This window comes from Blautia difficilis (assembly GCF_014297245.1).
GTDB lineage: Bacteria > Bacillota > Clostridia > Lachnospirales > Lachnospiraceae > Blautia_A > Blautia_A difficilis.
Window position 1 is genome coordinate 1 of sequence record NZ_JACOQG010000025.1, and the last position, 17141, is coordinate 17141.

At 51.4% G+C, this 17141-nt stretch carries 15 protein-coding genes and 1 pseudogene; 15 read left to right on the forward strand and 1 reads right to left on the reverse strand.

From position 1 onward, the window contains the following. From H8Z82_RS13140 to H8Z82_RS13210, 15 genes and pseudogenes are all read left to right on the forward strand, one after another. Positions 1-1257 (forward strand): recombinase family protein (locus tag H8Z82_RS13140; RefSeq protein WP_186995370.1); only part of this gene is annotated, 1257 nt, incomplete at its 5' end. Between the two features lie 91 nt (positions 1258-1348). Further along, positions 1349-1432: pseudogene (locus H8Z82_RS13145) on the forward strand (Maff2 family mobile element protein); the annotation flags it as partial. A 16-nt stretch (positions 1433-1448) separates the two neighbouring features. Continuing rightward, a complete protein-coding gene (locus H8Z82_RS13150; protein ID WP_002610323.1) occupies positions 1449-2318 on the forward strand; it encodes a VirB6/TrbL-like conjugal transfer protein, CD1112 family in 870 nt (289 codons plus the stop codon). A gap of 21 nt (positions 2319-2339) precedes the next feature. Beyond that, positions 2340-2744, forward strand: a complete 405-nt coding sequence (locus tag H8Z82_RS13155) for a PrgI family protein (RefSeq protein WP_032510607.1) — start codon at positions 2340-2342, stop codon at positions 2742-2744. Beyond that, positions 2692-5121, forward strand: coding sequence for a VirB4-like conjugal transfer ATPase, CD1110 family (locus H8Z82_RS13160; protein ID WP_118520121.1), 2430 nt, complete (start codon positions 2692-2694; stop codon positions 5119-5121). Before H8Z82_RS13155 ends, H8Z82_RS13160 begins: the two co-directional genes overlap by 53 nt. Further along, entirely contained in the window at positions 5118-6047 is a 930-nt protein-coding gene (dcm, locus tag H8Z82_RS13165; protein WP_118520119.1) for a DNA (cytosine-5-)-methyltransferase, read from the forward strand. Before H8Z82_RS13160 ends, dcm begins: the two co-directional genes overlap by 4 nt. Before the next feature lie 26 nt (positions 6048-6073). Next, positions 6074-8014: a CHAP domain-containing protein gene (locus H8Z82_RS13170; protein WP_118520117.1), complete on the forward strand. Its 1941-nt coding sequence runs from the start codon at positions 6074-6076 to the stop codon at positions 8012-8014. A gap of 31 nt (positions 8015-8045) precedes the next feature. Next, positions 8046-8303 carry a DUF4315 family protein gene (locus tag H8Z82_RS13175; RefSeq protein ID WP_002610330.1) on the forward strand — a complete coding sequence of 86 codons (258 nt, stop codon included), beginning with the start codon at positions 8046-8048 and terminating at the stop codon, positions 8301-8303. Further along, the gene (locus tag H8Z82_RS13180) at positions 8293-9021 is read left to right on the forward strand and encodes a DUF4366 domain-containing protein (RefSeq protein WP_173684299.1); all 729 of its coding nucleotides are present in this window, start codon (positions 8293-8295) and stop codon (positions 9019-9021) included. The genes H8Z82_RS13175 and H8Z82_RS13180 overlap by 11 nt, the downstream gene beginning before the upstream one ends. Beyond that, complete coding sequence (locus tag H8Z82_RS13185; protein WP_118142526.1) at positions 9018-9206, forward strand: hypothetical protein; 189 nt, start codon at positions 9018-9020, stop codon at positions 9204-9206. Before H8Z82_RS13180 ends, H8Z82_RS13185 begins: the two co-directional genes overlap by 4 nt. Positions 9207-9221: 15 nt before the next feature. Then, a complete protein-coding gene (locus H8Z82_RS13190) occupies positions 9222-11312 on the forward strand; it encodes a DNA topoisomerase 3 (RefSeq protein WP_118520113.1) in 2091 nt (696 codons plus the stop codon). Between the two features lie 235 nt (positions 11313-11547). After that, a complete protein-coding gene (locus H8Z82_RS13195; RefSeq protein ID WP_118209245.1) occupies positions 11548-14931 on the forward strand; it encodes a YodL domain-containing protein in 3384 nt (1127 codons plus the stop codon). A 3-nt stretch (positions 14932-14934) separates the two neighbouring features. Next, on the forward strand, positions 14935-15888 hold the full coding sequence (locus H8Z82_RS13200; protein ID WP_009447125.1) for a hypothetical protein: 954 nt from the start codon (positions 14935-14937) through the stop codon (positions 15886-15888). 2 nt (positions 15889-15890) lie between these two features. Next, a complete protein-coding gene (locus H8Z82_RS13205) occupies positions 15891-16097 on the forward strand; it encodes a transposon-transfer assisting family protein (RefSeq protein WP_009447124.1) in 207 nt (68 codons plus the stop codon). Next, positions 16094-16459 (forward strand): cysteine-rich VLP domain-containing protein, encoded by a 366-nt coding sequence (locus H8Z82_RS13210; protein WP_009447123.1) that lies wholly within the window; start codon positions 16094-16096, stop codon positions 16457-16459. The genes H8Z82_RS13205 and H8Z82_RS13210 overlap by 4 nt, the downstream gene beginning before the upstream one ends. 172 nt (positions 16460-16631) lie before the next feature. Here the strand turns inward: H8Z82_RS13210 and H8Z82_RS13215 are convergent, their stop codons facing one another. Beyond that, positions 16632-17078, reverse strand: coding sequence for a HEAT repeat domain-containing protein (locus tag H8Z82_RS13215; RefSeq protein ID WP_009447122.1), 447 nt, complete (start codon positions 17076-17078; stop codon positions 16632-16634). Positions 17079-17141: the final 63 nt, after the last annotated feature.

Consider the following 17141-nt stretch of genomic DNA (forward strand, 5'->3'; position numbering starts at 1 on the left):
ATTGCCCCGTTCAAGAATATCCTGAACGAGATGTACAGCAAGGATATTTCCAAGAAAGTCCATTCCTCTTATCTTCTGAAAGCGCAGAAAGGACAGTTTACCGGGTGTCTTGCCCCGTTTGGGTATCGGAAAGACCCGGAGGACAAAAACCATCTGCTCATTGACGAGGAAACCGCCCCGATTGTGCGGCTGATTTTCGGATATGCCCTGAACGGTCATGGTCCGAACTATATCCGCAGACGGCTGGAGAAAGAAAAAATCCCCTGCCCTACATGGTGGAACCGGGAACGGGGGCTTCGCAATACCCGCACCAAATGGGAAAAGAAAGACCCAGAAAACGGGCGGTATATGTGGGACTTCTCCGTTATCAAAGACCTTTTGATGAATCCCGTCTACACCGGGGCGATTGCTTCCCAGAAAAAGGACTACCGCTTCAAAATCGGCACGATTGGGGAAAAGAAGCCGGAGGACTGGATTGTGGTGGAGGGACAGCATGAACCGCTGATTGACAGCATGAGCTTTGACATTGTGCAGAACAAGCTGAAATCCCGCCAGCGTCCGGGGCAGACCAATGAAATCAGCCTGTTTGCCGGACTGTTAAAATGCGGCGAGTGTGGGAAGTCGCTGACGGTACGCTACACAAACGCTAAACATCCCCAGCGGATTTACTCCTGCAAGACCTACAATGCCTTTGGAAAGAACCACTGCACCCAGCACCGGATTGATTATGACACCCTTTACAGCCATGTGCTGCGGAAAATCCGGGAATGTGCCAGAGCTGCCCTGATGGACGGGGAAGCGGTTGCCGACCGCCTGACCAATACCTGTGAAGCCGAGCAGCGGGAACAGCGGGAAGCAATGGAACGCTCCCTTACAAGGGACGAGGAACGGATTGAGGTTCTGGACAAAATGGTCATGCGGCTTTATGAGGATATGATTGCAGGGCGTATCAGTGAGCAGAATTTCAACACCATGCTGGAAAAGACACAGACCGAGCAGACGGAGCTTAAAACAAAAGTGTCCGAGGGCAGAAAGCGGCTGTCCGATGAAGTCCAGCTTGCCAATGATGCAAAACAATGGGTGGAAGCCATTCAGGAATACGCCAACATCACAGAGCTGGACGCAGCCACCCTCAACCGCTTAATCAAAGAAATCGTTGTGCATGAGCGCATTGACGAAGATAAAACAAGACACATTTCTATCGAAATTCATTTTAATCTCAAACCCATCCCGGAGGTGGAACAGGTCACTGCCTGACCTGTCCCGCCGGGACGGTTCTCTTAACAACACCATATAGATTTTTTGTACGCCGCCGCCCGCCATCGAGCAGAGTTTTTACACCTAATTGGGGATGAAACAGCTCATGGCGGGCGGCGGCGTTGCCCTTATCGGCACTATCCTTGTACCTCTGCTTTCCGGCTTGTTCGGTTAAGCGCGGGTAGCTGCCTATGCAGAGCATACTTGACGCGATTAACGAATGGATAAAGGAAATCCTTATCGGAGCGATAAACGGTAATCTGTCAACTATGTTCGGGGACGTAAACGAAAAAGTCGGGACTATCGCAAACGAGGTAGGACAGACCCCGCAGGGTTGGAACGCAAACATTTTCAGTATGATACAGACCCTTTCTGAAAATGTAATCGTCCCGATTGCGGGGCTTGTCATTACCTATGTCCTATGCTACGAGCTTATCAGCATGGTAACGGAAAAGAACAATATGCACGACATAGAAACATTCATGTTCTTTAAGTGGATATTCAAAGCCTTTGTTGCGGTGTTTATCGTAACCAACACGTTCAACATCACAATGGCGGTCTTTGATATGGCGCAGCATATCGTTTCCGGCGCAGCGGGGGTTATCGGCGGCGATACGAATATCGACGTTGCCGAAGCCCTTGCCGCCATGCAGGAGGGGCTTGAAGATATGGAAATCCCCGAACTGCTCTTACTTGTGCTTGAAACAAGCCTTGTGAGCCTTTGCATGAAAATCATGTCCGTACTGATAACCGTTATCCTCTACGGCAGAATGATAGAGATTTACCTTTACTGTTCGGTATCGCCTATTCCATTTGCAACCATGACCAACAGAGAATGGGGACAGATTGGAAACAACTACCTAAAAGGGCTGTTCGCTCTTGGTTTTCAAGGCTTCCTCATTATGATATGTGTCGGTATTTACGCCGTACTGGTAAACGACATGATAATTGCAGACAATCTGCACAGCGCGGTATTTTCCCTTGCCGCCTATACGGTTATCCTCTGTTTTTCCCTGTTCAAATCCGGCACACTGGCAAAATCCATATTCAACGCCCACTAAGGGCAGAAAGGAGGTTTTTTCTTGGCGTATGTACCTGTACCCAAAGACCTTTCCAAAGTCAAAACAAAAGTCGCTTTCAATCTGACAAAGCGGCAAATCGTTTGTTTTGCGGCGGCTCTCTTAATCGGACTGCCGCTGTTTTTTTTACTCAAAGGCAGCACAGGGACGAACCTTGCGGCTATGGCGATGATTGTCGTCATGCTCCCCTGCTTCCTGCTTGCCATGTATGAAAAGCATGGACAGCCCCTTGAAGTGGTGGTAAGAAACGTCATTCAGACAAAGTTTACCCGCCCAAAGGAGCGACCTTACAGAACCGAAAACCTATACGCTGTCTTGGAAAAGCAACGAAACTTAGAAAAGGAGGTATCAGCGATTGTCAAAAGGACAAACAAAAAAGACGCGGGAAGCCGCAGGAAACAGGCGTAAGCTGACCCGCGCCGAAAAGAAACAGATTGCCGAAGCTATCCGAAAGGCTAAAGGCGACGGCAAAGCCCGCACCGCACAGCAGACCATTCCCTACCTTGCCATGTACCCGGACGGTATCTGCAAGGTTACGGAAAAGAGATATTCAAAGTGCGTCATGTTCGAGGACATCAATTATCAGCTTGCACAGGCTGACGATAAGACCGCCATTTTTGAAAACTGGTGCGATTTCCTCAATTACTTTGACGCGAGCGTGAGCGTGCAGCTTTCTTTCATCAATCAAGGGACACAGCGGGAACAGGCAGAAAAAGCAATCTCTATCCCCGCACAGGAGGACGCTTTTAACTCTATCCGCACCGAGTATTCGGATATGCTGAAAAATCAGCTTAGTAAAGGCAACAACGGGCTTGTGAAGCACAAATACATTACCTTTACCGTTGAAGCCGATAACAAGGCGGCTGCAAAGTCAAGGCTTTCCCGTATCGAAACCGACGTGCTTAACAATTTCAAGGTGCTTGGCGTAACTGCCCGCCCCTTATCCGGCTATGAACGCTTAAAGGTGCTGCATGGGGTATTCCACCCGGAGGGCGAGCCGTTCTCCTTTTCCTTTGACTGGCTTACCCCGTCGGGGCTGTCTACAAAGGATTTTATCGCCCCGTCCTCTTTCCGTTTTGGCGAGGGCAGATATTTCCGCATGGGGAAGAAAATCGGTGCAGCGAGCTTCCTTGAAATCCTTACGCCGGAACTCAACGACCGTATGCTTGCCGACATACTGGACTTGGAAACAGGTGTAATCGTCAACTTACATATCCGCAGTATCGACCAGTCGGAAGCAATCAAGACCATTAAGCGCAAAATCACAGACCTTGACAAGATGAAGATTGAGGAACAGAAAAAAGCGGTTAGAAGCGGCTATGACATGGATATAATCCCGTCCGACCTTGCCACCTTTGGCAGCGAAGCAAAGAACTTGTTGCAGGACTTACAGAGCCGCAACGAGCGAATGTTTCTCCTTACGTTCCTTGTGGTAAACATGGCAGACACGAAGCGGAAACTGGAAAATGACATTTTCGCTGCGGCGGGTATCGCACAGAAATACAACTGCCGCCTGACACGCCTTGACTATCAGCAGGAAGCGGGGCTTTTATCCAGTGTGCCGATTGGGGAAAACCTTATCCCTATTCAGAGAGGTTTGACAACGAGCAGCACCGCTATTTTCATTCCCTTTATCACGCAGGAGCTTTTTCAGACGGGGCAAGCCCTGTACTATGGCTTGAACGCCCTTTCTAATAACATGATACTCTGCGACCGCAAGCAGCTCAAAACCCCAAACGGGCTTATCTTGGGAACGCCGGGAAGCGGTAAGAGTTTCGCTGCCAAAAGAGAAATGACAAACGCTTTTCTCATTACCGACGACGATATTATCATTTGCGACCCGGAAGCCGAGTATTTTTCCCTTGTGCAGCGTCTTAATGGGCAAGTAATACGCCTTTCCCCTACGGGCAGGGGCATTGACGGCAAGCCCCAGTATGTAAACCCTATGGATATAAACCTTAACTATTCCGAGGACGACAACCCGTTAGCCTTAAAATCTGATTTTATCCTTTCCCTTTGCGAGCTTGTTATCGGCGGCAAGGAGGGGTTGCAGCCTGTTGATAAGACCGTCATTGACAGGGCTGTAAGAAATGTGTACCGCCCGTTCCTTGCAGACCCCGACCCGGCAAAAATGCCTATCTTGGGCGACCTTTACGACGAGCTGTTAAGGCAGCCGGAGCCGGAAGCTGCCCGTATCGCAGCGGCATTGGAGCTGTATGTTTCCGGCAGCCTTAACGTATTCAACCACAGAACCAACGTGGAGCTTTCTAACCGCCTTGTCTGCTTTGATATAAAGCAGCTTGGGAAGCAGCTTAAAAAGTTAGGTATGCTCATTGTGCAAGACCAGACATGGAACAGGGTAACGATAAACCGGGCAGAAAAGAAATCCACCCGCTACTATATGGACGAGTTTCACTTGCTCTTAAAAGAGGAACAGACCGCCGCTTACAGCGTGGAGATTTGGAAGCGTTTTCGTAAATGGGGCGGTATCCCCACAGCCATTACGCAGAACGTCAAAGACCTTTTGGCAAGCCGCGAGGTGGAAAATATCTTTGAGAACAGCGATTTTGTCCTCATGCTCAATCAAGCGCAGGGCGACCGTACTATCCTTGCAAAGCAGCTTAATATTTCCCCGCAACAGATGAAGTATGTTACCCACACCGAAGCGGGCGAGGGGCTTATCTTCTATGGAAATGTGGTGCTGCCTTTTGTAGACCGCTTCCCGAAAGATACCGAGCTTTACCGAGTAATGACGACGAAGCCGGAGGAAGTGAGCAGCCTATGAAAAGATTAACGCATTTCAGCCTGTTTACCGGGATTGGCGGAATTGACCTTGCCGCAGAAGCGGCAGGGTTTTCTACCGTCTGCCAGTGTGAATGGGCAGAATACCCCAACAAAGTGCTTGAAAGGCACTGGCCGTATGTGCCGCGCTTTCAAGATATTACAACCGTAACAAAGGAGGCTTTTATTGAAAAAACAGGACAGGAAACAATCACTCTTATCTCCGGGGGGTTTCCCTGCCAGCCGTTCTCCGCAATCGGCCCGAAACAGGGATTTTCCGACCCCCGTTATCTCTGGCCGGAAATGTGCCGCGTCATTAAAGAACTGCGCCCCCGTTGGGTGCTTGGCGAAAATGTTGCTAACTTCATCAATATGGGGCTCCACAAAACGCTCTTTGACTTGGAACAGGCGGGATATGCAGTTTGGACATTCGTACTTCCTGCTTGCGCCGTCGGCGCGTGGCATGAACGCAAGCGAACTTTTATCGTGGGGGCTGATGTTTCCCACGCCCCTTGCTTCCGACACAGGCTCAAAGGCAAATGTGGAACGGATAAGTATAACGCAGGCAGGAGCATTTCGCAGACAGAAAAAGGACGGGACATACTGGACACCCAAACTGTCGGAAACCATTTATTTTCTCACACCGACCCCGGATTTGACTTTACGCTTCAACCCGGAATGGGTGGAATGGCTGATGGGCTTCCCACAGGGGTGGACGGAAATCTCCTATGGGGCATAGAGCCGGCAGATATTCCCCGCCTTGCCCCGGACAAAAAAGACAGAGCAAAGCGACTGAAAACACTAGGTAATGCCGTTGTTCCGGCACAGGTATATCCGATACTTAGGTATATCGCAGACATAGAGCTTGGACGCTGCCGGGAATGGTGCGTATTTTCAGAGAATGGAGGTGCAGGACTATCAAGCAATTAAAACCACGCGATAAAATCACACAAAAAATGACCCGCGACGGCGTGGTGGAAGTCAACGAAACACAGCAGACCGCCGAGCGTATCAGCAGCCGGGAAGCAGACAGCGACTTTTCACAGCCGGACAGTGCCGCAGCGGAACGCGTCATAGAACATCTTGACGCAGCACATACCCGAAAGGCAAACAAAAAGGCAGTCAAAAAAGAGCAGGAAGCTACTGCTTTGCGTACTTCCACTTCCCGCTTGCAATTTACCGACGAGGAACGGGCAACGCTGGAACTGGAACGCTATATTGAAAAATCAAACAAAGCCGCTGACCGACTGGACGCGGCAAAGGCAGCTATCCCGAAGCAAAAGAAACTGGTTAATGAGCGCACCTTTGATGAAGCCACAGGAAAAGCAAAGACCCGCTTACGCTTTGAAGAACAGGAAAAACCGATACCCGGCAGCAAAAAGGGAAACCCGCTGTCCCGCCCCGCACAGGAAGCGGGGATTTTCGTCCATAACAAGATACATTCGGTTGAAAAGGACAATTCCGGCGTTGAGGGGGCGCATAAATCGGAGGAACTTGCCGAGCGCGGCGCGAAATACGGGGCGCGGAAGTTAAAACAGGGCTACCGCAGCCATAAGCTGAAACCTTACCGGGAAGCAGCAAAGGCAGAAAAGGCAGCATTTAAGGCAAACGTCAACTTCCAGTATCACAAGACCCTGCACGACAACCCGCAGCTTACTTCTAACCCTCTTTCCCGTTTCATGCAGAAACAGCAGATAAAACGCCAGTATGCAAAGGCGGCAAAGAAAGGCGGGGCAAAAGCCGCAGCGGAAGCCACAAGAAAGACGGCAAAGAAAACCGCCGAGGAAACGAGGAAAGCCGCCGCATTTGCGGCAAGACACCCGGCGGGTGTTTTGATTGCAGTTGCCGCGCTGCTTCTCTTTATTATGATTTCCGCAGGGCTGTCCTCTTGCGGGGCTATGTTTTCCGGCTTGACTAATGGCGTGCTTGGCACTTCCTACACGTCCGAGGACAGCGACCTTGTGGCAGTTGAAAACAACTATGCTGCATTGGAAAACGGGCTGCAAAGTGAGATTGACAATATCGAAAGCACCCACCCCGGCTATGATGAATACCGCTACGACCTTGACAGTATCGGGCATAACCCCCACGAATTAGCGTCGTACTTGACCGCCCTCTTGCAGAGCTACACCCCGCAAAGCGCACAGGCAGAGCTTGAACGTATCTTTTCCATGCAGTACACCTTGACATTGACCGAGGAAGTGGAAATACGCTACCGCACCGAAACAAGCACCGACCCGGAAACAGGGGAAACCACCACCGAGGAAGTCCCTTATGAGTATTACATCTTGAATGTGAAACTGACAAACAAGCCGATTTCCTCTTTTGTATCGGAGCTTTTAACGCCACAGCAGCTTGAAATGTTCCATGTCTACTTGGAAACAAGCGGCAACAAACCGCTGATTTTTGGCGGTGGTTCTCCCGACGGAAGCCCATCCGAGGATTTAAGCGGCGTGGAGTTTGTAAACGGTACGCGCCCCGGAAATCAAGAGCTTATGGAGCTTGCAAAGCAGCAAGTCGGAAATGTGGGCGGCTACCCTTACTGGTCTTGGTACGGCTTTAACAGCCGCGTGGAATGGTGCGCCTGTTTTGTATCATGGTGCTACAATCAAGCCGGAAAAAGCGAACCGCGCTTTGCGGGCTGCGAATGGCAGGGTGTCCCTTGGTTTCAGTCAAGGGGACAATGGGGCGCACGCGGCTATGAGAATATCGCACCGGGCGACGCTATCTTTTTCGATTGGGATTTAGACGGCGTTGCCGACCATGTGGGGCTTGTGCTTGGCAGGGACGAAAGCCGCGTCTATACCGTTGAGGGCAATTCCGGCGACGCCTGCAAGATAAAGAGCTATGACCTTAACTATCAATGTATCAAAGGCTACGGGCTGATGAACTGGTAAAGCAGCCCCAAAAAGAAAGGAGAAATGACCTATGGCAAACAATAAAATCGACCGTATCAATAAGGAAATCGCAAAGACCCGCGAGAAAATCACAGAGTATCAGAACAAGTTAAAAGGACTGGAAGCGCAGAAAACCGAAGCGGAAAACCTTGAAATCGTGCAGCTTGTACGAGCTATGCGTCTGACCCCGCAGGAACTTAACGCTATGCTGTCCGGCGGTGGTATTCCCGGCATGACTGCCGCACCCGCAGAAGAAAACGAACAGGAGGAAAATGCAGATGAAGAATAAACTGAAAAAGACCATGACTGCCCTTTGTGCCGCCCTTATCCTTATGGGCGGTTTTTCTGTCCCTGCCTATGCACAGGGCGCAGCCACAGAGCCGCCCGCCGGGGACGCGACTAATGACAGCGGCGTGATTGTGGAGGAAAAAGAGGAAACGCCGCCCCTTACCCCAAAGGGAAACGCAACACTGGTTGACGATTACGGCGGCAATAAGCAGCTTATCACTGTTACCACCAAAGGCGGCAACTATTTCTATATCCTCATTGACCGCGCCGCCGAGGGCGAACAGACCGTACATTTCCTAAATCAAGTAGACGAAGCCGACCTTATGGCACTGACCGAAAACGGCGAAGCTGCCAAAAAGCCGGAAATCTGTAACTGTACGGAAAAATGCGAAGCCGGAAAGGTAAACACGTCCTGCCCGGTATGTGTTACCAGTATGACAGGCTGCACAGGCAAAGAACCCACCCCAACACCAACAGAGCAGTCGGAAGAACCGAAAGAAAAAGGCGGCAATCCCGGTGTGGTGCTTGCCTTAGTCCTCTTTGCCCTGCTTGGTGGCGGCGCAGCGTTCTACTACTTTAAGTTTCTAAAACCGAAGCAGAACGTGAAAGGGAACACTGACCTTGAAGATTTTGAATTTGAGGATTACGACGAGGACGAGCCGGAAACAGATACCGGGGAAACTCCCGAAGATGAAGAAACGGAGGAAGAAACCCTATGACCCTGTTTACCGACAATCCCTTTGAAAAGATGATGATACAGAAACCGGACGGGCGGCGTGATAATGCGCCGCCTGTTCCTTATCCCCCGGCTTGCGCTTCCTGCCCTTACAAGGGACAGTCCACTTGTGTGGGGTACTGTCTGAAACAGGTACAGAAGAAAAAAGAAGCCGAGCCGGAACGCTGAAAGGAGGATTTATCATTGATTTTAGTTATCGCAGAAAAGCCCAGTGTGGCGCAGACAATCGCTGCCGTACTTGGGGCAAAGAAAAAGAAAGACGGATTTCTCACAGGAAGCGGCTATATCGTTTCTTGGTGCGTGGGACATTTGGTAGGGCTTGCGGAAGCTGCCGCCTACGGGGAACAATATAAAAAGTGGAGCTATGACAGCTTACCGATTTTGCCGCAGGAATGGAAATACACCGTTTCCGCTGACAAGGAAAAGCAATTCAAAACCTTAAAGGAGCTTATGCACCGGGCAGACGTTTCCGAAGTCGTCAATGCCTGCGACGCAGGGCGCGAGGGAGAACTCATTTTCCGTTTTGTCTATGAAATGGCAGGCTGCAAGAAACCTATGCGCCGCCTTTGGATTTCTTCTATGGAGGACAGTGCAATCAAAGAGGGCTTTTCCCGTCTGAAGAACGGCGAGGAATATGACGCGCTCTTTGCTTCCGCATTATGCAGGGCAAAGGCTGACTGGTTAATTGGTATCAATGCCACCCGCCTTTTCTCTGTCCTTTACAATCATACCTTGAACGTGGGGCGCGTACAGACCCCGACCTTAAAAATGCTTGTTGACCGGGACGCAGCGATTACCACATTTAAGAAAGAAAAATACTACCATGTACGCCTTGTCTTATCCGACGTGGAAGCTGCAAGTGAAAAACTGTCTGACCGTTCCGAAGCTGACAGGCTGAAAGCTGCTTGCGAAGCGTCGCGGGCAGCCTGCACTTCCCTTGTGAAAGAGAAAAAGACCGCAGCCCCGCCGAAGCTCTTTGACCTTACTTCTTTACAGAGGGAAGCAAACCGCCTGTTCGGTTATACTGCAAAGCAGACCCTTGACCTTGCACAAGCCCTGTATGAAAAAAGACTTCTTACTTATCCGAGAACAGACAGCAGCTATCTGACTGACGACATGGGCAACACAGCGGCGGGCATTATCAAGCTGCTTTGTGGGAAATTTCCTTTTATGGCGGGAAAAGACTTCACGCCGGAGCTTGGAAAGGTGCTGAACAGTAAAAAGGTATCAGACCACCATGCTATTATCCCGACTATGGAGCTTGCAAAGACCGACCTTGCCGCGCTGCCAGAAAGCGAAAGGAATATCCTTACCCTTGCCGGGGCGCGTCTACTCATGGCGACCGCAGCACCGCATACCTTTGAAGCAGTTACGGCAGTTTTTGAGTGTGCCGGACAGTCCTTTACCGCAAGGGGAAAAACTGTATTGTCCGACGGGTGGAAAGAGATTGACCGAAAATACAGGACAGCCTTAAAGAACAAGCCCGAAACGGACGACGCAGACAGCGACACAGAAAAGACCCTACCGCCGTTTACCGAGGGACAGACCTTTGAAAATCCAGCGGCAACGGTAACGGAGCATGACACAACACCGCCAAAACCTCACAACGAAGCGTCGCTGCTCTCTGCTATGGAGCGCGCCGGAAGTGAGGACACCGACCCGGACGCAGAACGCAAAGGGCTTGGAACTCCCGCCACCCGCGCCGCCGTCATTGAAAAACTGGTAAAGGGCGGCTTTGTGGAGCGAAAAGGCAAGCAGCTACTTCCCACAAAGGACGGTATCAACCTTGTGTGCGTCCTGCCGGACACCTTGACAAGCCCGCAGCTTACCGCAGAATGGGAAAACAATCTGACGCAGATTGCAAAAGACAAGGCAGACCCCGCCGCATTTATGGAGGGTATCGAGGATATGGCGCGGGAACTGGTAAAGACCTATCCGTTTCTTTCTGATGATAAAGCGCAGATGTTCAAGCCGGAACGGGAAGCGTTGGGAAGCTGCCCCCGCTGCGGTTCTCCTGTCTATGAGGGAAAGAAAAACTACTATTGCAGCAATAAAGAATGTATCTTTACCATGTGGAAAAATGACCGTTTCTTTGAAGAACGAAAAGTAACCTTTACCCCCAAAATTGCCGCTGCACTCTTACAATCCGGCAAGGTAAATGTGAAAAAGCTCTATTCCCCAAAGACGGGCAAAACCTACGACGGAACTATCGTATTGGCTGATACGGGCGGGAAATATGTCAACTACCGGGTGGAACTTCCAAAGAAAAAATAACTGAATAGCAAGCATAGGAAGCGGGTACCCACTTCCGTAAATCCCCGTTACGACGCTGACGCGCCGGACGGGGATTTTGCTTGTTGGGAAGTTTCCCAAACCCTCTTTTGCGGAGGGCTTCACCCTCTGAAAATCTTCAAAAAACTTTGGCAGAAATGCGGGTGTGCCGTAGTAGGCTATGCAGCCAAAAAATGCAGCTTATGACGCTGCCCCAGAGAAAGGAGGTTTTTCAACTATGGCAAGTTTACGGGACACCGTAAAGGACTATCAGGACGAGCTTAGGGACGGTATCGCATGGGTGGCGTTCTGGAAACAGGGGCGTTCATGGAACGCGGAATATTTTCATCTTGATATGGACGATACGCTCTACCCGGAGGACAGGAGCCGGTTAGAGGAAATCAAAAGCACCGACCCCGCCGCCGTTATCCTTAACGGCTACTATTGCGGGCATTTAGGCGAGGATATGAGCCTTGACGAGCTGACCGCCGGAGTGCGCTACCACTACGAAAACAGCATGAACGATATTGACGGTTTTATCGGGGCGCATGACGACAGGCTTCCCCCGGAGGTTATCGAGGAAGCAAGAGCCACCGCCCATGAAGCGGGGCTTCCCTTTTCCGAAAACCCCTACCGGGACGGGGAGGATTTTAACCCCTATGTATTTGACGGGAGCATGAGCATTGAAGATTTTGAGCTTATGCACCGCATGATGGAACAGGAAAGGAGAGAAAAAATGAGCGAGCAGTTTTCGATTTTGATTGACAGCCGCACCCGCTTTGAAACAGGCGAACCGGGCGGCGTGTGGCTTCCCATGCCGACTACAACGCAGCAGCTTCACGCGGCTATGGAAAGCGTCGGCATTACCGCAGACAACCCACAGGATTTTTTCATCAATGGATTTGCCAACACCGAGCAGCAGCCCTTTGACGTGCCGCTTGCCGTTATCCAGAGCGCGGGGATTGACGAGCTGAACTATCTGGGGAAGCTCTTGGAAATGCAGAGCGACGAGGACAGGGACAAGTTTACGGCGGCGGTGACGCTTGGGGAACGCGCCGGGAACATCAAAGACCTTATCAACCTTGCACAGAACCTTGATTGTTACTGGCTCTATCCTACCGTACAGAGCGAGGAAGATTACGGCTATTACCTTATCGACGAGCTGGACGAATTGGAGCTTCCCGAAGAAGCGAAAAAGTATTTCATGTATGAGGAATACGGGCGGGACGCAGCTATCAATGACGGGGGACGCTTTACCGACCAGGGCTATATCTACAACAACAAGAACACCTTTACGGAGTGGTACAACGGGCGCGAAAGCGATATTCCCAAAGAGTATAAAGTAATGAGCTTCCCACAGGCAGAACGCCCCGACCCGTCAAAGGTAGAAATGGACGCAGCCGCGCCGGGGCAGAGAACGGCACAGTCCGCAGAGCAGCCACAGGAGCCGCGCCCGGTTATCCCTATCGTGCTGACGAGCGAGAAGCCCGCCGAAAAGCTCAAAGAGATTACCGACCGTCTGGAACAGGGCATTACGGAACTCTTTGACAGCGAGCGTTACAAGGAATATCTGCGCGTCATGTCAAAATTCCATAATTACAGCTTCAACAATACGCTGCTTATCGCCATGCAGAAGCCGGACGCTTCCCTTGTGGCGGGCTTTTCCGCTTGGAAGAATAATTTCGGGCGCAACGTGATGAAAGGGCAAAAGGGGATTAAAATCATTGCCCCGTCGCCGTTCAAAATCAGACAGGAAGTGGAGAAGATAGACCCGCACACACAAAAGCCCATTATCGGCAAGGACGGAAAGCCCGTCACCGAGGAAAAGGAAATCAAGATACCCGCCTACAAGGTAGTGTCTGTTTTCGACGTTTCCCAGACCGAGGGAAAGGAGCTGCCGGACATTGCGGTGGACGAGCTGACGGGCGACGTTGACCGCTACAAGGATTTTTTCGCAGCCCTTGAAAAGACTTCCCCCGTCCCTATCGCCTTTGAGAATATCGAGGGCGGCTCTCATGGCTACTACCACTTGGAGGACAAGCGCATTGCTATCAACGAGGGCATGAGCGAATTGCAGACCTTAAAGACCACCATTCACGAAATCGCCCATGCGAAGCTGCACGACATTGACCTCAACGCGCCCAAAGATGAACAGCAGCCCCGCGTTGACCGCCGCACCCGCGAAGTCGAAGCGGAAAGCGTCGCCTATACCGTCTGCCAACATTACGGGCTTGACACGTCGGACTACTCTTTCGGCTACGTCGCCGGGTGGAGCAGCGGGCGGGAGCTGTCCGAACTGAAAAGCTCCCTTGAAACGATACGCAGCGCAGCCGCCGAGATTATCAATTCCATAGACGAAAATCTTGCGGAACTGCAAAAGGCACAGGACAAGGAGCAAACCGCCGGACAGGAGCAGCCCACCAGAGAGGAACAGGCAGCCGCGCCGGAGCAGCCGCAGCCGGAAGCCCCGGAAAAGGCAGATACAGCCGGGAAAGAGAAGCCGGAGCCGGAAGCAGACGCACCGGGGAAATCCGGCGCACAGGAAAAAGCGGACGCAGCCCCGAAAGAAGCCTTTACCCCGGAAACGATTTACAGAGTGCGCCGGAACCCTTACGGCGACAGCCGGGAAAACAGCTACCTCTTGCAAGCCTATGTGACACAGGAGAACGGGCGGGCGAAAATGGGCGACGTTCTTTTCGCCGGAACGCCGGAGAAATGCCGCGAGCTTATGGGGCAGCTCAAAAGCGGGGAGCTGACCGAGGGCGACGTAAAGCAGCTCTACGCAAAGGCACAGGAAACGGCAAAGACCGCCGAGCCGGACAAGGACACCTTTTCCATTTACCAGATAAAAGGCGGGGACGAAACAAGGGACTTGCGCTTTGAGCCTTACGACCGCCTGCAGGCGGCGGGGAATGTGGTTGACAGGGCGAACTATGAGCTTGTCTATTCCGCGCCCCTTGCGCCGGGGACTTCCCTTGAAGATATTTATACCCGTTTCAATATCGACCACCCCAAAGACTTTAAGGGACACAGCCTTTCCGTTTCCGACGTGGTAGTGCTTCATCAGGACGGACAGGACGCGGCGCACTATGTTGACAGCGCGGGTTTCCGGCAAGTGCCGGAGTTTTTACAGGAGCAGAAACAGCTTACCCCGGACGACTTGGAAACGGGCGAAACTGTCAAAACATCGAGAGGGACTTTCCATGTAACCGCCATGAGCCGGGAGCAGATAGAAGCCGCCGGATATGGCTTTCATCATCAATCCGACGACGGAAAGTATCTGATTATGGGGAACGGGACGCGGGCGTTTGCCGTTGCCGCAGAGCAGCCGGAAAAGGCAAACCCTTTGAAGCACGTCGAGGACACCGTAGAGCAGAACGACAACAACTTTGACGGTATCATCAACAACACCCCTACCGTTGACGAACTGGAAGCAAAGGTCAAGGCGGGAGAAACGATTTCCCTTGTTGACCTGGCTAATGCGGTCAAAGCCGACAAGGAGCGCGTCAAGGGAGCGAAGCCGGAAAAGAAGCCCTCTATCCGGGCGCAGCTTAGAGCCGACAAGGAAAAGGCGCAGAAGAAAAACGCAAAGCAGAAGTCACAGGACTTGGAAAGGAGCTGACCCATGCCGGAACAGAGCAGATTTGAAAACGTGGATTTGTTCGCTTCCCTTGAAGCGATTATGAAGCAGAATACAGGCTTTTACCAGAGCGACTTGGAGATTGACAAGGAGATTATCGCAAAGGCGGCGGCAAGCCCCCACAGGGAGGACAAGACCCTTTTGTGGTTCTGCCGCCCGTCCGGGACGCATTGCTTTAGGGAGCGCGACGTTTTCCTAAAGGACACCGCGCCCCACAATACATGGCGTTTCTACATGGAGCAGACAAGCGACCGCGTACTTGCCTATGCAATCGAGCTGACGGGAAAGGAGCGCGGGAAAATCAAGGGCAATCTGTATGAGCTTGACTATTCCCGCCATTATGAGCGCGTCAAGGAAAAGGAGCTGCCCGCCGATACGGTGAAGCTGTTTTATGAGCGTGGGGAAAGGGTACAGAAAGCCGGGAGATATTTTGACGGAACCCCAGACCCGCAGCTTGGGAAGTTTGAACGCTTTGAAGCCGTACCCAACGACCCGGACGCGCTGCAATCGCTCTTACAGGAAGAACGGCGCAGCCGGGAGCAGCTTCCGCCGGGAGATTTCAAGGCGCATATCGCCGCATTGCGGGACGGGCTGATTGAAACGGAAGCGCGGCGCATTGTGTGGGAAATGAAGCGGCACGACACGCCGAACAGCCCAAACAAGACCCATTTCATGGTAGAGCTTTCCCCGGCGTTCATGCAGCTTGCGGCTACAAAGGACACTGACCGTCTTTTCTCCATGCTGCCCTACAAGACCCTTTCCTTTTCCAAAATCGAGGGCAGACATGGGACGTATGCGCTGATTGACAAGAGGGAGAACCGGGACAGGGAGATACGGAAGCCCCGCCCCTCTATCCGGGCGCAGCTTAAAACAGACAAGGCAAAGACCGCCCCGAAAAAGGCGGCGGCAAAGAATAAAAATCACGATTTGGAGGTGTGAACATGACAAAACTGACCGTAGAAGAAACAAACCTTTTGAGCATTTACAAGACCGGGAGCCGACAGGGGCTTATCGTCGCCATGAACGCCGCGCTGCCCTTTATGGACGGGGAAATGCGGGGCTTTGCTGCCCGTACCCTCTCCAAAGTGGAAGCCATGACCGAAGCGGAGTTTGCGGGGCTTCCCATTTACGCCGCTGATGAAGTATGAGCGAGGTCAAGCGGCTGACGCCGCCCCAGAGCCGGAAAGTCAACGCCCTTGTGCGCCGGACGTGCTGCAACTGCGATAATGGAAACTGTATCTTACTGGACGACGGGGACGAGTGCGTATGTCCGCAGCTCATTTCCTATTCGCTTCTCTGCAAGTGGTTTAAGGTTGCGGTGCTTCCCGCTGATAAGCTGCTCTATGCGGAGCTTTACCAAACCGGGGACAGGAAGAAATGTACCGAGTGCGGCACGTCCTTTGCGTCAAGCTCTAACAGCGTCAAATACTGCCCCGACTGCCGGAAGCGTATCACCCGCAGACAGGCCGCCGAGCGCATGAGGAAAAGACGCGCCCCTGTTACGCAGTAGGCGCGGAAAATCCCTTGATTTGCAAGGCTTTCCGGGCGGGAAAATCGGATAGGCGATACTTTATACCTTTTCCCCCGAAAATGGCGTTCTATTGCGTAACATTTACCACAACAGCACCCACAAAAAGACAGGGCGCGGAAGTCATATACTGACTTTCCGCGCCCTGTTCTTTTTATTTCTTTGGCAAACATTTGTATGTATTTGTAATCCAATCATCAAATTTTTGACCCTTTTCAAATTCCATTACATCATACATTTCTGCCGCGATTGTTTTGAACGCTTCCTTGAATAATTGTAAATCTAATTCTTCCATTGATTTTTCACGTTTGATACGTAGAAAAACTTTAGTAAAGTCTTTTGTCTTAAAACCAATATCTTTACGTCCTAAGCGAATAGGATTTCCGCGGTAAGTAATCCCCATAGCTTGTGCTGCTCTAAATGCTTCCTCTTTAACTTTATAAACTTTGTCATGGAGAGCAAGACGAGTAATAACATCTCTTGATTGTTGACAATCATATTGTTTTAGTTCATTCAACGCAGCAAGCCTAATTTTCCATGATGATTTATTGTTTGCGTCTTTGACAAGCTGACTAATATTAGCTGGTGTTCCTTTTGTCATGTACTATCAAATCCTTTCAAAAGTTGTAGATAATTTTATTATACCACATACCGCTTTCTGTTT

What these genes read in the sequence shown, in the direction of transcription:
- H8Z82_RS13150 (WP_002610323.1), top strand. Translation starts at nt 1,449, where the DNA reads ATGCAGAGCATACTTGACGCGATTAACGAATGGATAAAGGAAATCCTT.
- dcm (WP_118520119.1), top strand. Translation starts at nt 5,118, where the DNA reads ATGAAAAGATTAACGCATTTCAGCCTGTTTACCGGGATTGGCGGAATT.
- H8Z82_RS13170 (WP_118520117.1), top strand. Translation starts at nt 6,074, where the DNA reads ATGACCCGCGACGGCGTGGTGGAAGTCAACGAAACACAGCAGACCGCC.
- H8Z82_RS13175 (WP_002610330.1), top strand. Translation starts at nt 8,046, where the DNA reads ATGGCAAACAATAAAATCGACCGTATCAATAAGGAAATCGCAAAGACC.
- H8Z82_RS13180 (WP_173684299.1), top strand. Translation starts at nt 8,293, where the DNA reads ATGAAGAATAAACTGAAAAAGACCATGACTGCCCTTTGTGCCGCCCTT.
- H8Z82_RS13185 (WP_118142526.1), top strand. Translation starts at nt 9,018, where the DNA reads ATGACCCTGTTTACCGACAATCCCTTTGAAAAGATGATGATACAGAAA.
- H8Z82_RS13195 (WP_118209245.1), top strand. Translation starts at nt 11,548, where the DNA reads ATGGCAAGTTTACGGGACACCGTAAAGGACTATCAGGACGAGCTTAGG.
- H8Z82_RS13200 (WP_009447125.1), top strand. Translation starts at nt 14,935, where the DNA reads ATGCCGGAACAGAGCAGATTTGAAAACGTGGATTTGTTCGCTTCCCTT.
- H8Z82_RS13205 (WP_009447124.1), top strand. Translation starts at nt 15,891, where the DNA reads ATGACAAAACTGACCGTAGAAGAAACAAACCTTTTGAGCATTTACAAG.
- H8Z82_RS13210 (WP_009447123.1), top strand. Translation starts at nt 16,094, where the DNA reads ATGAGCGAGGTCAAGCGGCTGACGCCGCCCCAGAGCCGGAAAGTCAAC.
- H8Z82_RS13215 (WP_009447122.1), bottom strand. Translation starts at nt 17,078, where the DNA reads ATGACAAAAGGAACACCAGCTAATATTAGTCAGCTTGTCAAAGACGCA.